This window comes from Catellatospora bangladeshensis (assembly GCF_016862575.1).
Classification (GTDB): domain Bacteria; phylum Actinomycetota; class Actinomycetes; order Mycobacteriales; family Micromonosporaceae; genus Catellatospora; species Catellatospora bangladeshensis.
Genome location: NZ_BONF01000042.1, coordinates 16187 through 31665 on the forward strand (window position 1 = coordinate 16187; position 15479 = coordinate 31665).

General features: G+C 73.3%; 16 protein-coding genes. 10 read left to right on the forward strand and 6 right to left on the reverse strand.

Annotation, left to right across the window (positions count from 1 at the left end):
- Positions 1–99 precede the first annotated feature (99 nt).
- From Cba03nite_RS31125 to Cba03nite_RS31150, 6 genes are all read right to left on the reverse strand, one after another.
- Complete coding sequence (locus tag Cba03nite_RS31125) at positions 100–258, reverse strand: hypothetical protein (RefSeq protein ID WP_203753940.1); 159 nt, start codon at positions 256–258, stop codon at positions 100–102.
- 200 nt (positions 259–458) lie between these two features.
- Positions 459–1919 (reverse strand): FAD/NAD(P)-dependent oxidoreductase, encoded by a 1461-nt coding sequence (locus Cba03nite_RS31130; RefSeq protein ID WP_203753943.1) that lies wholly within the window; start codon positions 1917–1919, stop codon positions 459–461.
- A complete protein-coding gene (locus Cba03nite_RS31135) occupies positions 1916–2197 on the reverse strand; it encodes a (2Fe-2S)-binding protein (protein WP_239126137.1) in 282 nt (93 codons plus the stop codon). The genes Cba03nite_RS31130 and Cba03nite_RS31135 overlap by 4 nt, the downstream gene beginning before the upstream one ends.
- Positions 2190–3356 (reverse strand): NAD(P)/FAD-dependent oxidoreductase, encoded by a 1167-nt coding sequence (locus Cba03nite_RS31140; RefSeq protein WP_203753946.1) that lies wholly within the window; start codon positions 3354–3356, stop codon positions 2190–2192. The genes Cba03nite_RS31135 and Cba03nite_RS31140 overlap by 8 nt, the downstream gene beginning before the upstream one ends.
- Positions 3356–4273, reverse strand: a complete 918-nt coding sequence (locus tag Cba03nite_RS31145; protein WP_203753948.1) for a dihydrodipicolinate synthase family protein — start codon at positions 4271–4273, stop codon at positions 3356–3358. Before Cba03nite_RS31145 ends, Cba03nite_RS31140 begins: the two co-directional genes overlap by 1 nt.
- Before the next feature lie 84 nt (positions 4274–4357).
- On the reverse strand, positions 4358–4894 hold the full coding sequence (locus Cba03nite_RS31150; protein ID WP_203753950.1) for a cupin domain-containing protein: 537 nt from the start codon (positions 4892–4894) through the stop codon (positions 4358–4360).
- A 258-nt stretch (positions 4895–5152) separates the two neighbouring features.
- Between Cba03nite_RS31150 and Cba03nite_RS31155 the strand changes: the two genes are divergently transcribed.
- Genes Cba03nite_RS31155 through Cba03nite_RS31200 form a run of 10 tightly spaced genes read left to right on the forward strand, consistent with a single transcriptional unit; the run spans position 5153 to position 15276 of the window.
- Positions 5153–6754 carry an ABC transporter substrate-binding protein gene (locus Cba03nite_RS31155; RefSeq protein ID WP_203753952.1) on the forward strand — a complete coding sequence of 534 codons (1602 nt, stop codon included), beginning with the start codon at positions 5153–5155 and terminating at the stop codon, positions 6752–6754.
- Positions 6751–7845: an ABC transporter permease gene (locus Cba03nite_RS31160; RefSeq protein ID WP_203753954.1), complete on the forward strand. Its 1095-nt coding sequence runs from the start codon at positions 6751–6753 to the stop codon at positions 7843–7845. The genes Cba03nite_RS31155 and Cba03nite_RS31160 overlap by 4 nt, the downstream gene beginning before the upstream one ends.
- Positions 7842–8747: an ABC transporter permease gene (locus tag Cba03nite_RS31165; RefSeq protein WP_203753956.1), complete on the forward strand. Its 906-nt coding sequence runs from the start codon at positions 7842–7844 to the stop codon at positions 8745–8747. The genes Cba03nite_RS31160 and Cba03nite_RS31165 overlap by 4 nt, the downstream gene beginning before the upstream one ends.
- Positions 8747–9724, forward strand: a complete 978-nt coding sequence (locus tag Cba03nite_RS31170; RefSeq protein WP_203753958.1) for an ABC transporter ATP-binding protein — start codon at positions 8747–8749, stop codon at positions 9722–9724. Before Cba03nite_RS31165 ends, Cba03nite_RS31170 begins: the two co-directional genes overlap by 1 nt.
- Positions 9721–10677: an ABC transporter ATP-binding protein gene (locus Cba03nite_RS31175; RefSeq protein ID WP_203753961.1), complete on the forward strand. Its 957-nt coding sequence runs from the start codon at positions 9721–9723 to the stop codon at positions 10675–10677. The genes Cba03nite_RS31170 and Cba03nite_RS31175 overlap by 4 nt, the downstream gene beginning before the upstream one ends.
- Positions 10678–10687: 10 nt before the next feature.
- A complete protein-coding gene (locus tag Cba03nite_RS31180) occupies positions 10688–11929 on the forward strand; it encodes an amidohydrolase family protein (protein WP_203753965.1) in 1242 nt (413 codons plus the stop codon).
- Positions 11926–13578 (forward strand): DUF885 domain-containing protein, encoded by a 1653-nt coding sequence (locus Cba03nite_RS31185; protein WP_203753968.1) that lies wholly within the window; start codon positions 11926–11928, stop codon positions 13576–13578. Before Cba03nite_RS31180 ends, Cba03nite_RS31185 begins: the two co-directional genes overlap by 4 nt.
- Positions 13575–13958, forward strand: a complete 384-nt coding sequence (locus tag Cba03nite_RS31190) for a nuclear transport factor 2 family protein (RefSeq protein WP_203753971.1) — start codon at positions 13575–13577, stop codon at positions 13956–13958. Before Cba03nite_RS31185 ends, Cba03nite_RS31190 begins: the two co-directional genes overlap by 4 nt.
- Positions 13955–14278, forward strand: coding sequence for a TIGR04076 family protein (locus tag Cba03nite_RS31195; protein ID WP_203753974.1), 324 nt, complete (start codon positions 13955–13957; stop codon positions 14276–14278). Before Cba03nite_RS31190 ends, Cba03nite_RS31195 begins: the two co-directional genes overlap by 4 nt.
- Positions 14275–15276, forward strand: coding sequence for an LLM class flavin-dependent oxidoreductase (locus tag Cba03nite_RS31200; protein ID WP_203753979.1), 1002 nt, complete (start codon positions 14275–14277; stop codon positions 15274–15276). Before Cba03nite_RS31195 ends, Cba03nite_RS31200 begins: the two co-directional genes overlap by 4 nt.
- Positions 15277–15479 lie beyond the last annotated feature (203 nt).

The window sequence follows — 15479 nt, forward strand, 5'->3', positions numbered from 1 at the left end:
CAGCTCATCGCCTTGACAGGCCAGCCGGGCGGCGTTCGCCACGCCGCTGCCGGGATCGGGTACGCACTCGCCGACCCGAGCCCGGCAGCCGCTCGCGGGTCAGGCCGTGACCCGGAAGGTGGTGATGGTGTCGTCCTGCGCGTTGATCTCGCGCGCCGCGTCGGAGGAGACCCAGTCGTTGGCGCCGCCCTCATTGGAATGCCGTGATGAATCTGTCGACGGCGCTAATCCTGCGGCTTCTCCTTCCCACAGCCTCAAGGCACTCCTTCGGTCAGGCACAGCAGGAATGCACGGCGACAGCGACTTAGGGCGTGTCTCACTTGGTGAGGCGGCGGTAGCAGATCAGGGCACTGGCGATCATGGCAAGGGCTTCGTAGTGGTCGCCCTTGCGGTCGGTGCGCCGGACCAGGCGCCGATGACGCATCAGCCAGGGCAAACACGATTCGACAGCTTCCGGACTAGGCGTGGCGTTCTGCGGCGGCGAGCGCGTCCAGCGGCACTGGCTTCACCGGCGGCTGTGCCGTGAAAGTGCCGACCTGCTCGGGTGTGCGCCCGGTCTGCGCGGCGATCAGCCCGCACACCGCGGGCGCGCACGACCTGCCCTGGCACAGGCCCATACCGGCACGGGTCACGAGCTTGACCGCGTTCGCAGTGCCCAGATGCGGGTGCTCGGCGAGCGCCTGTCGGATGTCCCCGGCGCGCACCTCCTCGCACCGGCACAGCACGGTCTCGTCGGTGACCAGCGCGCCGAGCGTCGCCGGGGCCGGTGCAAACCTGCTGAGCACCGCAGCCGCGAAACGCCGCCGCCGCGCGAGGACCCGCCGGACCGGCCGGGCCAGCGCGCTCGCGCGGTCGGCGTCGAGCAGCCCGAGCGCTTGCAAGGTGCCGTACGCGGCGAGCCGCCCCTCGACCTCGGCCTGCTCCGCCCCGGCGACCCCCGTCAGCTCCCCCGCGACGCTGACACCGGGCACGGATGTGCGCATCCACGCGTCGTGCGCGACGACCCATCCGCCCTCGCCCGGCCGCCAGTCGACGGCGCATCCGGCCTGCCTGGCGAGTTCGGTGGACGGGACGAACCCATACCCGAGCGCGAGCACGTCGCAGCCCACGATCCGCTCGGTGCCGGGCATGAGCACACCGCCCGAATCCACCCTGGACATGTTCACCGAGTCGAGTGCGTCGTCGCCGTGCGCGGAGCGGATCACGGTCCCGAACCGGATCGGCACCCGCGCCCGCCGCAGCGTACGCAGCGCGGCGGCCCCTTCGGCGAGCTTGCCCGCGCTGCCGAACGCGGCGAGCAAGTCCCGCGGCCCCGGCAGCAGGACACGCGGGTGCTGGCTGAACGCGACCTCGACCACCCGCGCCCCCGCGTCGACGAGCTGGGCGGCGACCACGAGCAGCAGCGGATGCCCGCCCGCCAGCACGAACCGGTGCCCCGGCAGCAGTCCCTGGGCTTTGACGAAGGTCTGCACGCCGCCCGCGGTGAGCACGCCGGGCAGCGTCCACCCGGGGAACGGCACCGGCAGGTCGTACGCGCCCGCGGTCAGCACCAGCGCGGACGGCTCCAGCACCCGCCCGCCGTCCGGGGTGTGCACGCCGACCCGGATCCGCCCGGGGCCGGGTGCGGGTCCGGCGTAGTCGTCGAGCCCGGCCCTGGTCCCGAACACGCCCCACGCGGTGCTGTCGGGCAGCCACCGAACGTTCGGTGTCGACTCGGCCTCGGCCAGCAGCGCCCGGCCGGCCTTCGCCTGACGTCCCGGCCGGGTGAACCCGGCGGGCGGCTGGCGGTAGATCTGGCCGCCGGGCCGCTGCTGCTCATCGACGACCAGCACATCGGCGCCGTGGCGGCCGAGGGTCGCGGCGGCGGCGAGCCCGGCGGGCCCCGCGCCGACGACGACCACGTCGGGCTGCTCGTTCATCGCCCGGTCCGCACACGCAGACCCGGGCGGACCCGGACCAGGCAGGAGCGCTGGTAGGCCTGGTCGTCGACGGTGACGACGCAGGCGAAGCAGACGCCCATGTTGCAGTACGGCGCCCGCGCCGCCCCCGAGGCGGTGGTGCCGGTCGCGGTGCGCCCGGCTGCCAGCAGCGCGGTGGCCAGGGACTCCCCTGGATAGGCGGTGACGGGTTCGCCGTCGACCTCGATGGTGGTGGGCGCGGGCCGGTCCAGGCGGGTGCGGGTGGCGGTGTCAGACAAAGTTCAGCGCTCCGAAGCGTGCGGGAGAGTAGCCGTCCAGCGGCAGGTCGGGCTGCGCGCCGAGCAGGGTCGCGGCGAGCAGCCGGGCGTAGGTCGGCCCGAGGGTGAACGCGGACCCGCCGGTGGCCACGTACAGGCCGGGGCGGCGCGGGACCGCCCCGAGCAGCGGCAGCTGGTCCGGGGTCAGCGTGGTCATCCCGGACCACGACCGGATGACGGGCAGGTGCATCACGGCGGGCACGACGCGGGCGGCGTCGGCGTTGCCGGTCAGGGACTCGTACCGCAGCTCGGGGTTGTGGTCGAGGTCGATGCGGCCCTGGCGGGTGACGAGTTTGGCGGGCCAGCCGCCGCCGAGCAGGATGTTGCCCTCGGGGGTCTGCTTCATGGACAGGCGGCGGCCGACGTGCTGGATGAGGTGCGGCAGCAGGGGCGCGGTGCGGGCGGTGGCGCTCATGGTGAGCCCGACCGGGAACACGGGCAGCCTGGTGTCGGCCATGGCGGCCAGCTCGGTGGTCCACACCCCGGCGGCGAGCACGACGGTGTCGGCGGTGTCGGCGCGGCCTTCGGCGTGCAGGTGCCAGCGGCCGCCGTCGCGATGCAGCGCGGTGACCCGGTGGCCGGTGCGCAGCTCGGCGCCGTGCCGGGTGGCGGCGCGGGCGAAGGCGGGGGTGACCAGCCGGGGGTTCGCCTTGCCCTCACCGGGCAGGTGGGCGGCGGCCCGTACGGACTCGGCGAGGTAGGGCGCGAGATCCCGCAGGCGCGCGCCTTCGAGGACGTCGACGTCGAGGCCGTGTTCGCGTTCGAGAGCGGCCTTGCGGTCGAGGGCGGCGACCTCGGCGGGGGTCTCGGCGAGCATGAGGCCGCCGCGCTGGGCGACGCCGCAGGGTTCGCCGAGGGCGGCTTCGAGCCCGGCCCAGGCGCGCATGGCGTCGAGGTGCAGGGGCAGGGCGCGGGCGGCCTCCCGGGCGGCGTCGTCGCCGTGTTCGACCATGCGGTACTCGAGCTGGAAGTGCAGGCTGCCCGCGTTCTGGCCGGAGGCATGCCGGTTGAGCTGGTCCTTCTCGACGAGCAGGACGCGGGTGCCGGCGCGGGCGAGGTGCCAGGCGACCGCGCAGCCCAGCAGGCCGCCGCCGACGACCGCGGTGTCGTAGTGCGCCATCAGAGCAGGCCGAGCTGGGCCAGGGTGGCGCGGACGCGGGCCTGCTGGTCCTCGGTGAGCGGCAGCAGGGGGCGGCGGACGTGCCCGGCGGGCACGCCGCGCAGGGTGAGGGCGTACTTGAGGATGGCCTGGGCGCCGGCGAACCTGGCCCCGTAATCGGCGTTGAACCAGTTCTCCATGAGGACGCGGTCGCGGGCGCCGAGGCGGCGGGCGCGGTCGAGGTCGCCGTCGGCCAGGGCGCGGAAGAAGTCGGGGTGGTCGGCGCCGAGCACGGCCCCGGCGCCCATGAGGCCGTCGCCGCCGATGCGGGTGAGCAGCTCGATGCCGGTCTCGCTGGTGGGGATGCCGAAGTAGCGGACGTGGTCGCGCAGGGCGATGAGGCCCTTGACGAAGCCGCCGAAGTCGGGGGTCGAGTTCTTGACGGCGACGACGGTGGGCAGCGCGGCGAGTTCGGTGAGCAGGGCGGTGTCGAGGTCGACGCCGGTGCCGCGGGGCCAGTTGTAGACGCACAGCGGGATGTCGACGGCTTCGGCGACGTCGCGGTAGAAGGCGACGATCTCCTCGCGGGCGGGCACGACGTACGGCGGCGGGGTGAGCAGGATGCCGTGCAGCCCGGCGGCCTGGGCGGCGCGGGCGTGGCGGACCGCCTCGGCGGCGGTGTACGCGTTGCACCCGCCGAGCACCGTCATCCGGTCCCCGACCTGCTCGGCGGCGGCGGTGAACAGCTCGGCGCGCTCGTGTTCAGCCAGGCTGAACCACTCGCCGGTGGTGCCCGCGACGATGATGCCGTGCATACGCTGCTCGGCGAGCCAGTCGAGCTGGACGGCCCACGCGTCCAGGTCGAGGTCGCCGGAGGCGGTGAACGGGGTGGTGACGGCGGGAATGTAGCCGTGCCAGTCGACGCTGTCGCGGTTCATCGAGGGGTCCTTCCGTGGCGCAGGGCGCATCGGCCCGCCGGTCGGGCGGGCTGCGCGGGTGGTGCGATCGGGGTGTGGGGGCGGCTAGGGGGTCGGCGGGGTGACCGCGATGACCAGGCGGGCCGGTTCGGTGCTGGTGTTGAGGTAGCGGTGGGGCAGGCGGGAGTCGAAGGTGACCGCCTCGCCGGTGGACAGCTGGTAGGTGGCGCCGCCGATCTCGGCGGTCACGGTGCCTTCGAGCACGATGGCGCACTCGGTGGAGGGGTGCGACCAGGGCTGGGCGGAGCTGGCGTCGCCGGGGGCGAGTTCGGCCTGGAGCACTTCGAGGTCGCCGCGGCCGGGGGTGAGCCGGTCGTAGGCGATCTGGCCGGGCGGGGCCGCGAGGCGGCTGCGGGTGCCGGGGCGGCTGATGTACACGGCGGGGGCGTCGGGCTCGCTGAACAGCATGGCGATCGAGGTGTCGAACACCCGGGCCAGTTTGCGCAGGGTCGCCAGGCTCGGATCGGTCGCGCCGTTTTCAATCTGACTTAGCAGAGCCGACGAGACGTCGGCTTCGGCGGCGAGCTGACGCAGCGTGTACCCATGCTGCTGTCGCAGCTCACGGAGCCGATCACCGAGCATTGGCGCCTCCAACCCGATAAGTTTTACTGAACTTGTTTGACGAAACTACACGAGCGTGTTTAGTGTGGTCAACCAGAGCGGTAATGAGCAGGACTCATGATCGCCCTTACCACGCTGTTGCCGGGCGCACGCGTCCGTCCACATCAAACCCGAAGGCGCGCCGCCGGCCGTTTGCCGGCCCTGGTTCCGCCGGTCCCCGGGAGGCCTCCTCCTCCCTGAAGCTCCCGAGGGACCGGCCCGAAGGAAGGTAGGAACACCATGTCGGTGAACCCCCGCCGACTCCGCGTCGCAGCGCTCGCGCTCGCCGCCGTCAGCACCGCCTCCGTCACCGCCTGCACCGCCGGTTCCGGCGGCGGCGGCGCCGCCGGACCGACCGACACCCTCACGGTCAACACCTCGTTCGTGCTCAAGACCCTGGACCCGGGTCGCGTGTACGAGGCCACCGGAGTCACCACCACCCACGCCCTCTACGACACGCTGCTCACCTTCAAGGGCTCGGACGTCAGCAAGCCCGTGCCGGAGCTGGCCGAGTCCTACGAGGCCTCCCCCGACGCCAAGACGTTCACGTTCAAGCTGCGCGAGGGCGTCAAGTTCTCCGACGGCACCCCGCTGACCGCCGACGACGTCGTGTTCTCGCTGAACCGGCTCAAGAACGTCAAGGCCAGCCCCGCCGTCATGGTCACCGACCTGACCGCGTCGAAGACCGACGACCGCACCGTCGTGGTCACCTCGGCCAAGGCCAACCCGAACGTGCCGGTCGTGCTCGCCATGTCCGCCACCGGCGTGGTCAACTCGAAGGTCGCCAAGGCCAACGGCGCGACCGACGGCGCCGACGCGGCCTCGGCCGACACCGCCCAGCAGTTCTTCGACAAGACCTCCGCGGGCAGCGGCCCCTACGTCCTCAAGTCGTACGACCCGTCGTCGCAGGTCGTGCTGGAGGCCAACCCGAACTACTGGGGCGGCAAGCCCAAGTTCAACCGGGTCGTGCTGCGCAACATGGACGTGCAGACGCAGAAGCTCACCATGTCGCGGTCCACGGCCGCGGAGGTGTCGCTGGACATCTCCGGCAAGCTGCTCGACGGCCTGCCCGACAGCCTGCAGACCTCCGGCGTGCAGGACACGGTGTACTACCTGATCCTCAACGCCGACCCCGCCGTGTCGAAGGTGACCTCGGACGCCAAGTTCCGGCAGGCGCTGCGGTCCGCGATCGACTACCAGGGCGTGGCGGCGCTGTTCGGCAAGGGCGCCGGTCCGGGCGCGGGCCTGGTCGCCCCGGCCTTCCCGGGCACGCTCACCGGTGAGGAGAGCAAGCGCGACGTCGCCCAGGCCAAGCAGCTGCTGACCGACGCCGGGCTGAGCAACCCGACGGTCAAGTTCACCTACCCGGCGATCACCTACCGGGGCGTCGACCTCGGCACGGTGGCCACGAAGGTGCAGGGCGACGCGGCCGAGGCGGGCATCACCCTGGAGCTGAACCCGCAGCCGCTGACCACGTTCCTCGACCAGATGCGCGGCGGCAAGATGCCCATGGGCTTCACCCCGCAGAGCCTCAACTACCCGGTCGCCGACTCGCTGGTCAACAACATGGCACCGGGTGCGGGCAGCGCCCTACGCGCCGGATGGACCGTCGAGCGGGCCGCACCCAGCGTCGTCGCCGCCGGGGAGAAGGTCGTGTCCACGCTGGACCCTGCGCAGCGCGCCGAGGCCATGAAGGACTGGCAGCGCGAGATGAACGCCCACGGGCCGTACATCGTCATCGCCAACAACTCCGGCATGAACGTCGCCACCAGCGACCTCACCGGTGTGGAGTACACCCCCGCCGGATGGCAGCTCGACCTCGCCGCGATCGGCACCCGATGACCGAGGTCAGCACCAAGCAGGACCCGGGAGCGGCCGTCACGGCCGCCCCCGGGCCCCGCCCCCGGCGCCGCCGCCCGATGCTCACCTACCTCGCCAAGCGGCTGGTGATCACCGTCGGGCTGCTGCTGGGCGTGACCGTCCTGACCTTCGGCCTGGTGCAGGTCGTGCCCGGCGACCCGGTCACCGCGAACCTGTCCGACCAGGCGCTCAACGACCCCGCCGCCGTCGCCGCGTTCCGCGCCAAGTGGGGCCTGGACCAGCCGGTGCACCTGCAGTACCTGCACTACCTGGGCAACCTGCTCACCGGCGACCTCGGCATCTCCCAGCAGACCGGCCGCTCCGTCGCCGAGGACCTGCTGCAGTACGTCCCCGCCACCATGGAACTGGCCATCCCCACCATGCTGCTGGCGCTGCTGCTCGGCACCGGCATCGGCATGCTGGCCGCCGTCCGCAACGGCCGCCTCACCGACCAGGTCATCCGCGTCGGCGCGCTGCTCGGCCTGTCCACGCCGCCGTTCTGGCTGTCGCTGGTGGTCCTCTACCTGTTCTTCTTCCAGCTCGGCCTGTCCCCCAGCGGCGGGCGGCTGTCCCCCGGCTTCACACCGCCCGACACCGTCACCGGCATGTACACCGTCGACGCGGCGCTGGCCGGGCAGTGGGACCTGGCCTGGGACGCCGCCCAGCACCTGGTGCTGCCGGTGCTCGTGCTGACCTGCCTCACCGTGGCGATCCTGGTCCGGTTCGTGCGCTCCTCCATGCTGGAGGTGCTCCAGCAGGACTACATCAAGGCCGCGTACGCCAAGGGCCTGCCCACCGGGCTCGTGCTGCGCCGCCACCTGCTGCGCGCCGGGCTCGTGCCCGTCATCACCGTCTCCGGCCTGGCGTTCGCGTCACTGCTGTCCGGGACGGTGCTGGTGGAGAACATCTTCGGCTGGCCGGGCCTGGGCCAGTACGCCTACCGCAGCGCCAGCGCCCTGGACCTGCCCGCGATCCTCGGCGCCAGCCTGTTCGTGGCCCTGGTCTACACCCTGGTCAACCTCACCGTCGACCTGCTGTACGGACTCATCGACCCGAGGATCCGGATCCAATGACCAGTCTCGCCCACGCCGACCCCAAGGCCGCCAAGTCGCTGGGCCGCCGCCGCTGGCTGCGCCGCCTGCGCGGAACCGGCACCGCCCGCCCCGTCTGGCGGCAGCCGGTCACCGTCGCCGCCCTGGCCATCCTCGCCGCCTGGCTGCTCATCGCCCTGGCCGCGCCGCTGCTCGCGCCGTACGACCCGATCGCGCAGAGCGTCGACACCTACCAGCCGCCGTCGGGCGCGCACTGGTTCGGCACCGACTCCCTCGGCCGTGACATCCTCAGCCGCGTCGTCTACGGCGCCCGGCTATCGATCCCGCTCGCGCTGGCCATCGTCGCGCTCGCGCTGCTGCTCGGCGGCCTGCTGGGCCTGGTCGCCGGGTACGTCGGCCGGTTCCTCGACGAGGCCGTGATGCGGCTGACCGACCTGGTGTTCGCGTTCCCGCAGATCATCCTGGCCATGGCGGTCACCGCCGCGTTCGGGCCCAGCACCGGCAACGCCATCCTGGCTCTGGTCATCGTGTCGTGGCCGGTGTACGCCCGGGTCATCCGCAGCGCCGTGCTCACCATCCGGGGCGAGGACTACCTCAGCGCCTCCCGACTGCTGGGCGTCGGCCCGATCCGGACCCTGCGCCGCGACGTGCTGCCCAACAGCGTCGGCCCCGCGATCGTGCTGGCCACACTCGAACTCGGCAACGCCGTGCTGCTGCTGGCCGCGCTGTCGTTCCTGGGCCTCGGGCCCCGCCCGCCGGCCGCCGAGTGGGGCTCCATGGTCGCCCTCGGCGCGCAGGACCTGTCGATGTGGTGGGTCAGCGTCTTCCCCGGCCTGGCCATCCTGACCGTGGTGCTGGCCTTCAACGTGCTCGGCGACGCGCTGCGCGACCGCCTCGACCCCCGCTACATGAACGGACGCTGATGGGTGCGCTCCTCGACATCGACCGCCTCGCGGTGGCCCTGCCCGGACCCCGCGGACCCCTGCCGATCCTGCACGACGTGTCGCTGACCGTCGGCGAGGGCGAACTCGTCGGCATCGCCGGGGAGAGCGGCTGCGGCAAGAGCATGACCGCGCAGACCCTGCTCGGCCTGCTGCCGCCCGGCGCCAAGGTGACCGGCTCGGCCCGCTTCGACGGCACCGAGCTGCTCACCCTCGACCGCAAGGGCTGGCAGAAGGTACGCGGCGCGGGCATCGCCATGGTGTTCCAGGACCCCACCGCCGCCCTGCACCCGATGCTCACCGTCGGGCGGCAGCTCACCGAGCACATGCGGGTGCACCTGGGTGTGGACCGCAAGGCCGCCCGGCGGCGCGCGGTCGACCTGCTGGACCAGGTGCGCATCCCGGACCCGGAGCGGGCGCTGGAGGCATACCCGCACCAGTTCTCCGGCGGGATGCGCCAGCGCGTGGCCATCGCGAGCGCCCTGGCCGCCCAGCCCCGGCTGCTCATCGCCGACGAGCCCACCACCGCCCTCGACGTCACTGTGCAGGCGGGCATCCTGGCCCTGCTGGACCGGCTGCGCCGCGACACCGGCCTGGCCGTCGCGTTCATCACCCACGACCTGGGTGTGCTCAGCGCGCTGACCGCCCGCAGCTACGTGTTCTACGCCGGGCGCGTCGTCGAGTCCGGGCCGACGGGGCAGCTGCTCACCAAGCCCGAACACCCCTACACGGCCGCGTTGCTGGGGGCCCGGCCGCACGGCGGGCAGACCGGTGTCGCGCTCACGCCGATCCCGGGCAGCCCGCCCGCGCCCGGCGAGCTGCCGCCCGGCTGCGCGTTCAGCCCCCGCTGCGCGCACGTGCGCGACGAGTGCCGCACCGCCGTCCCGCCCCTGCACCCGGCGGGCCCCGGCCGCGCCGCGGCCTGCGTGATCCGACCCGAGCTGGAGGTGGCCGCGTGACACTCCTGGACATCGACGGCGTGCACGTCGAGCACAAGCCGCGCGGCCGCGCCCCCGTCCGCGCCGTCGCCGGAGTCGACCTGAGCGTCGCGCCCGGACAGATCGTGGGGCTGGTCGGTGAGTCCGGCTGCGGCAAGTCGTCGCTGGCCCGGGTCGCCGCCGGGCTCACCGCGCCCAGCGCCGGCGAGGTCCGCTACGCCGGGCGGCCGGTCACACCGCTGGGCTGGCGCCGCCGCACCGCCGACCAGGTCGGGCTGCAGATGGTGTTCCAGAACCCGTACGCCTCCCTCAACCCGCGCCGCGCCGTCGGCGAGCAGCTGCTCGACGGCGTACCGGCCGAGGTCACCGGGGCGGCCCGCAGCGCACGGCTTAACGAGCTGCTGGAACGGGTCGGCATGCCGGCCGCCGCGGCGAGCCGCTACCCGCACCAGTTCTCCGGCGGGCAGCGCCAGCGGCTGGCCATCGCGCGGGCACTGGCCCCGCAGCCGCGCGTGATCATCGCCGATGAGCCGGTCACCGCGCTGGACGCCTCCTCGCAGGCGCAGGTGGTGAACCTGCTCGTCGGGCTCGTGCGGGAGCTGGGCATGGGGATGCTGTTCATCTCGCACGACCTGGCCCTGGTGCACGAGATCGCCGACGTCACCGCCGTCATGTACCTCGGCAAGATCGTCGAGACGGCGCCCACCCGGCAGCTGTGGGCCCAGCCGCACCACCCGTACACCCGCGCCCTGATCGACGCGGTGCCGCGCATCAGCACGGAGCCGGTGCTGCCCGCGACCCTGGCCGGGGAGGTCCCCGACCCGGCGAACGCACCCGCGGGCTGCCGCTTCGCGCCCCGCTGCCCGCACGCGTTCGACCGCTGCGCCACCGAGCCGCCCACCGTCGCCATCGGACCGTCCGCCGGGGTCGCCTGCTGGCTGCACCAGCCCGCACCCCAGACCGCCCGCCTGTAAGGAGAACAGCATGTTCCGCCCTGCCGAGCAGGTCCTCGTCAACTGCTCCGTCTACGACGGCGTCGGCGACACCGTCCTGCCCGACCACGCCGTGTGGACCGACCCCGACGGCATGATCCGCGCCGTCGGGCCCGTCGACGACGTGCTCGCCGAAGCCCGCGGCGTCACCGTCGTCGACCTCGGCGGCGGCTACCTCATGCCCGGCCTGACCAACATGCACGTGCACCTGTCGCTCGGCCTGCCCGGCCACTTCGGCGACGAGGTGCACCGCTCCGACCAGGCCGAACTCGTCCTGCTCATGGCCGACTCGGCCCGCCGCACTCTGCACGCGGGCATCACCACCGCCCGCCTGGTCGGCGAGAGCCGCTACGCCGACTTCGCCCTGCGCAAGGCCATCGAGCGCGGCGCCGTCGACGGACCCCGCATCTTCACCGCCGGGCACGCGCTGTGCTGCACCGGCGGCCACGGCTGGGACGCCGACGCGCTGGAGGCCGACGGCGCCGACGGGTTCCGCAAGCTCACCCGCCAGCAGATCCGCGCCGGGGCCGACCTGATCAAGGTGTGCATCTCCGGCGGCATCGCCGGCCAGCACGAGGCCATCGACACCCCACAGCTGCTCGACGACGAGATGGCCGCCGTCATCCAGGTCGCCCACGACTGGGGCCGCAAGGTCACCGCTCACGCGGGCCCGGCCGACTCGATCCGCCGCGCCGTCGAGCTGGGCCTGGACTGCGTCGAGCACGGCTACGAACTCACCGACGACGTCACGAAGCTGATGGCCGCCCACGGCACCTGGTACGTGCCGACCATCGTGGTCAGCCGCTGCGAGCAGTTCTTCCGCGACTCCGGCGTGCCCGGCTGGCTCATGGACCGGGCCCTGTCGGCCGGTCCCCGCCACTGGGAGAGCCTGCAGCTGGCCATCGCCAACGGCGTGCCCATCGCCATGGGCAGCGACATGCCCCCGCACGCCGGCTACGACGAGACCACCGCCACCGTGCGCGAGCTGGAGTTCATGGTCGACGCCGGGATGAGCGTCGCCGACGCGCTCAAGTCCGCCACCGTACGCCCCGCGCAGTGGCTCGGCGCCGACGACCGACTCGGCACTGTCCAGGAGGGACGCCACGCCGACCTGATCGTGCTGCGCGACGACCCGACCAAGAGCATCTCCGCGCTGCGCACCCTGCACCTGGTCATGAAGGGCGGCGTCGTGTACCGCGACGACACCAACGTGACGCGGCGGTTCGCCCGATGAGCACCATCACCGAGATCGCCGACGGCTATCTGGCCGCGCTGGCCGCGATCGACCCCGACGCGGCCGACGTCGTGGGACGCCCGCTGCCGTCCCGGTTCGGGGACCTGTCCCCCGCCGGGTTCGCCGCCCGCGCCGAACTCGACCGGCGCACCCTGACCGCGGCGCGGGCCGCGACCGCAGACGGCACCGCCGCACACGCCCTCAAGGCAGCGCTGGTCGACCGGCTGGAGAGCGACCTGGCGCTGTACGACGCCGGGTTCACCACCCGGCTTCTCGCGCCGCTGGCCACGCCCGTGCACCTGACCCGCCAGGTGTTCGACCAGTTCCCCCGCGAGACCGATGAGGACTGGGCGGTCATCGCCGAGCACCTGCACGGCCTCGGCGGGGCGCTGGAGGCGTACGCGGCGACCCTGCGCGACGCCGCCGACCAGGGACACCTCGTCGCCCGGCGGCAGGTGCTCGCCGTCGCCGACCAGGCCACCGCCTGGATCACCACCGACGACTTCTACGGCCGCCTGGCCGCCGCCCGCCCCGGCGACGACCGGATCGCCGAAGGCGCCCGCCAGGCGTCCGCCGCGACCGGCAGGTTCGCCGCGTTCCTGCGCCTGGAGCTCGCCCCGCGCGCCGGGACCGTCGACGGCGTCGGCCGCGACATGTACGCCGTCACCTCCCGCAGCTTCCTCGGCGCGCAGGTCGACCTCGACGAGCTGTACGCCTACGGCTGGGACCAGCTGCGCAGCACCGCAGAGGAGATGCGGCAGGTCGCCGCGCAGCTCGGCCATCCCGACACGGCCGCCGCCTTCGCCGCGCTCGACGCCGACCCCGCCTGGCGCGTGGCCACCGGCCCGGCGCTGGAGCAGTGGCTCGGCGATCGCGTCGAGCAGGTCACCGCCGCGCTCGACGGCACGCACTTCGACATTCCCGCCGCGACCCGCCAGGTGACCTGCCGGATCAGCCCCGCCGCGTCCGGCGTCATGTACTACACCCCGCCCGACGCGACCCTGACCCGCCCCGGCGGCATCTGGTGGGCCGTGCCCGGCGGCCACCCCGAGATCCCGGTCTGGAGCCACGTCGGCACCCTCTACCACGAGGGCCTGCCCGGACATCACCTCCAGCACGCGATCACCATGACCACCGAGCAGCTGCACCCCTGGCAGCGGCACCTGTGCCACGTCCACGGCTACGCCGAGGGCTGGGCCCACTACGCCGAACGCCTCGCCGACGAGCTGGGCCTCTACCAGGGCCCCGCCGAACGCCTCGGCATGCTCTGCGGCCAGATCTGGCGCGCCGCCCGCATCGTCATCGACATGGGCCTGCACCTGGACGCACCCATCCCTGCCGGCAACGGCTTCACCGAGGCCACCCGCTGGACCCCGGAGCTGGCCGTGGACTTCCTCGTCCAGGTCGCCGGGCTCGACCGGGCCACCGCGACGTTCGAAGTGGACCGCTACCTCGGCTGGCCGGGCCAGGCGCTCGCGTTCAAGGCCGGGGCACGGCTGTGGGCGCAGGCCCGCCGCGACGCCGAGACCCGCGCCGGAGCCGCGTTCGACCGCAGGCGTTTCCACACCGACGCGCTGCGCCTTGGCCCCATGGGCCTGGACCCGCTGCGCGCCGTCCTCACCGCACTCGACCCCCAGGAGCGACCTTGAGCACCGACGACCTCGCCCAGGTCATCACCTCGATGTACCGGGCGCTGGGCGACCGCCCCGCCTTCGACGCCCACCTGCACCCGGCCCTGACCATCTGGGAGTCCGACGCGCCCGAGCTGCTGCACGGCCTGCCGTCGCTGGACGCGCTGCGCGACCGGCGCGCCGCGGCCCGCTCCGGCGCCCCCGTGGCCGGGACGGTCACCGTCGCCCCCGAGGAGCTGCTGACCGAGAGCTGGGGCGAGACCGGCCTGGCCCGGTACCTGCTGCGCGCCGTGCACGCCGACGGCAGCCGGGACGACGTCTTCCGGGTCACCGACGTGCTGCGCCGCGACGGCAAGGGCTGGCGCATCGTGCACCACCACGCGGAGGCCGTGGCATGAGCGACGAACCCGTCACCGACGTCTACGACCTGCGGGTCGTCGTCGAGCGCATCGAGGGCCGCTCCGTCTGCGGGCTGAAGGTCGGCGACTACATCGACCTCACCCAGTCGAATCGGCTGTCCACTCCCGAGGGCGGGCACTTCTGCCTGTACGCGCTGGCCGCGTGCCTGCCGCTGCTGCCCGCCAAGCAGCGTCCCCTGCCGCCGGGCGACTGGCTGGAGACCGACTGCCACGTCGCCTGCCCCGACCCCGACGAGCGGCTCATCATGCGCATCGAGCGCACCGCCCGCCGCACCATCCCCACGGAAGAACTCACATGACCCAGCGCCTGATCGGGCTCGGCGTGCAGTCCGACAAGACCGCCGGCGAGTACGCCGCCATCGCCCAGCTCGCCGAGCAGCACGGCTTCGACGTGCTGAGCGTGTTCGGCGACCTGATGTACCAGCCGCCGATCTTCCCGCTGCTCGTGGCGGCCCAGCACACCAGCCGCATCGCGCTCGGGCCCGCGTGCCTGAACCCGTACACGATGCACCCGGCCGAGGTCGCGGGCCAGATCGCCGCGCTGGACATCGCGTCCGGCGGCCGGGCGTACCTGGGCCTGGCCCGGGGCACCTGGCTCGACCAGGTCGGCGTGCCGCAGGCCCGGCCGCTGCGGCGGCTGCGCGAGACCGTGGACGTGGTGAACCTGCTGCTGGGCCAGGACCCAGCCGGCTACCAGGGGCGCGAGCTGAGCATCGCCCCGGGCACCGCGCTGCGGTACACGCCGCACCGGCCGCGCGTACCGCTGCTCATCGGCACCTGGGGGCAGCGCACCGCGGAACTGGCCGCCGCGGTCGCCGACGACGTCAAGGTCGGCGGCTCCGCCAACCCGGCCATGGGCAAAACCATGCGGGCCTGGCTCGACGCGGCCGCGGCCGCCGCCGGGCGGGACCCGGCCGAGGTCGGGCTGACCCTGGGCGCGGTCACCGTCGTGGACGAGGACGGGGCCGCCGCCCGCGCCCTGGCCCGCACCGAGGTCGCCATGTACCTCGCGGTGGTCGCCGACCTCGACCCCACCGTCGAGATCGACCCCGAGCTGCTGGCGCGGGTGCAGGCGCACGTCGGCCGGGGCGAGCACGCCGAGGCGGGCGCGCTGATCAGCGACGACCTGCTCGACCTGTTCGCGTTCTCCGGCACGCCTTCGCAGATCGCCGACCAGGCGGAGGCGGTGTTCGCGGCGGGGGTGACCCGCGTCGAGTTCGGCACCCCGCACGGGCTCACCCCGATGCGCGGCGTCGAGCTGCTAGGCGGGTATGTCGTGCCCGCCCTGCGCGGCTAGCCAGGCGCCAGCAGCTTCGGCACGTCGGCCCGGCGGCGCCGTTGAACTTCGACGACGGTACGACTTCGTGATTCGTGAGCGCCCTGTCCTTCGGAATTGCGCCGTCTGGGGAACTTCCGTCTCGGGAAGGTTCAGCCGGTCTCCCGTGGTGAGCCGGATTCTTCGCCACAGGAGAACATGTTCTCCTGTGGCGAAGAACCGAT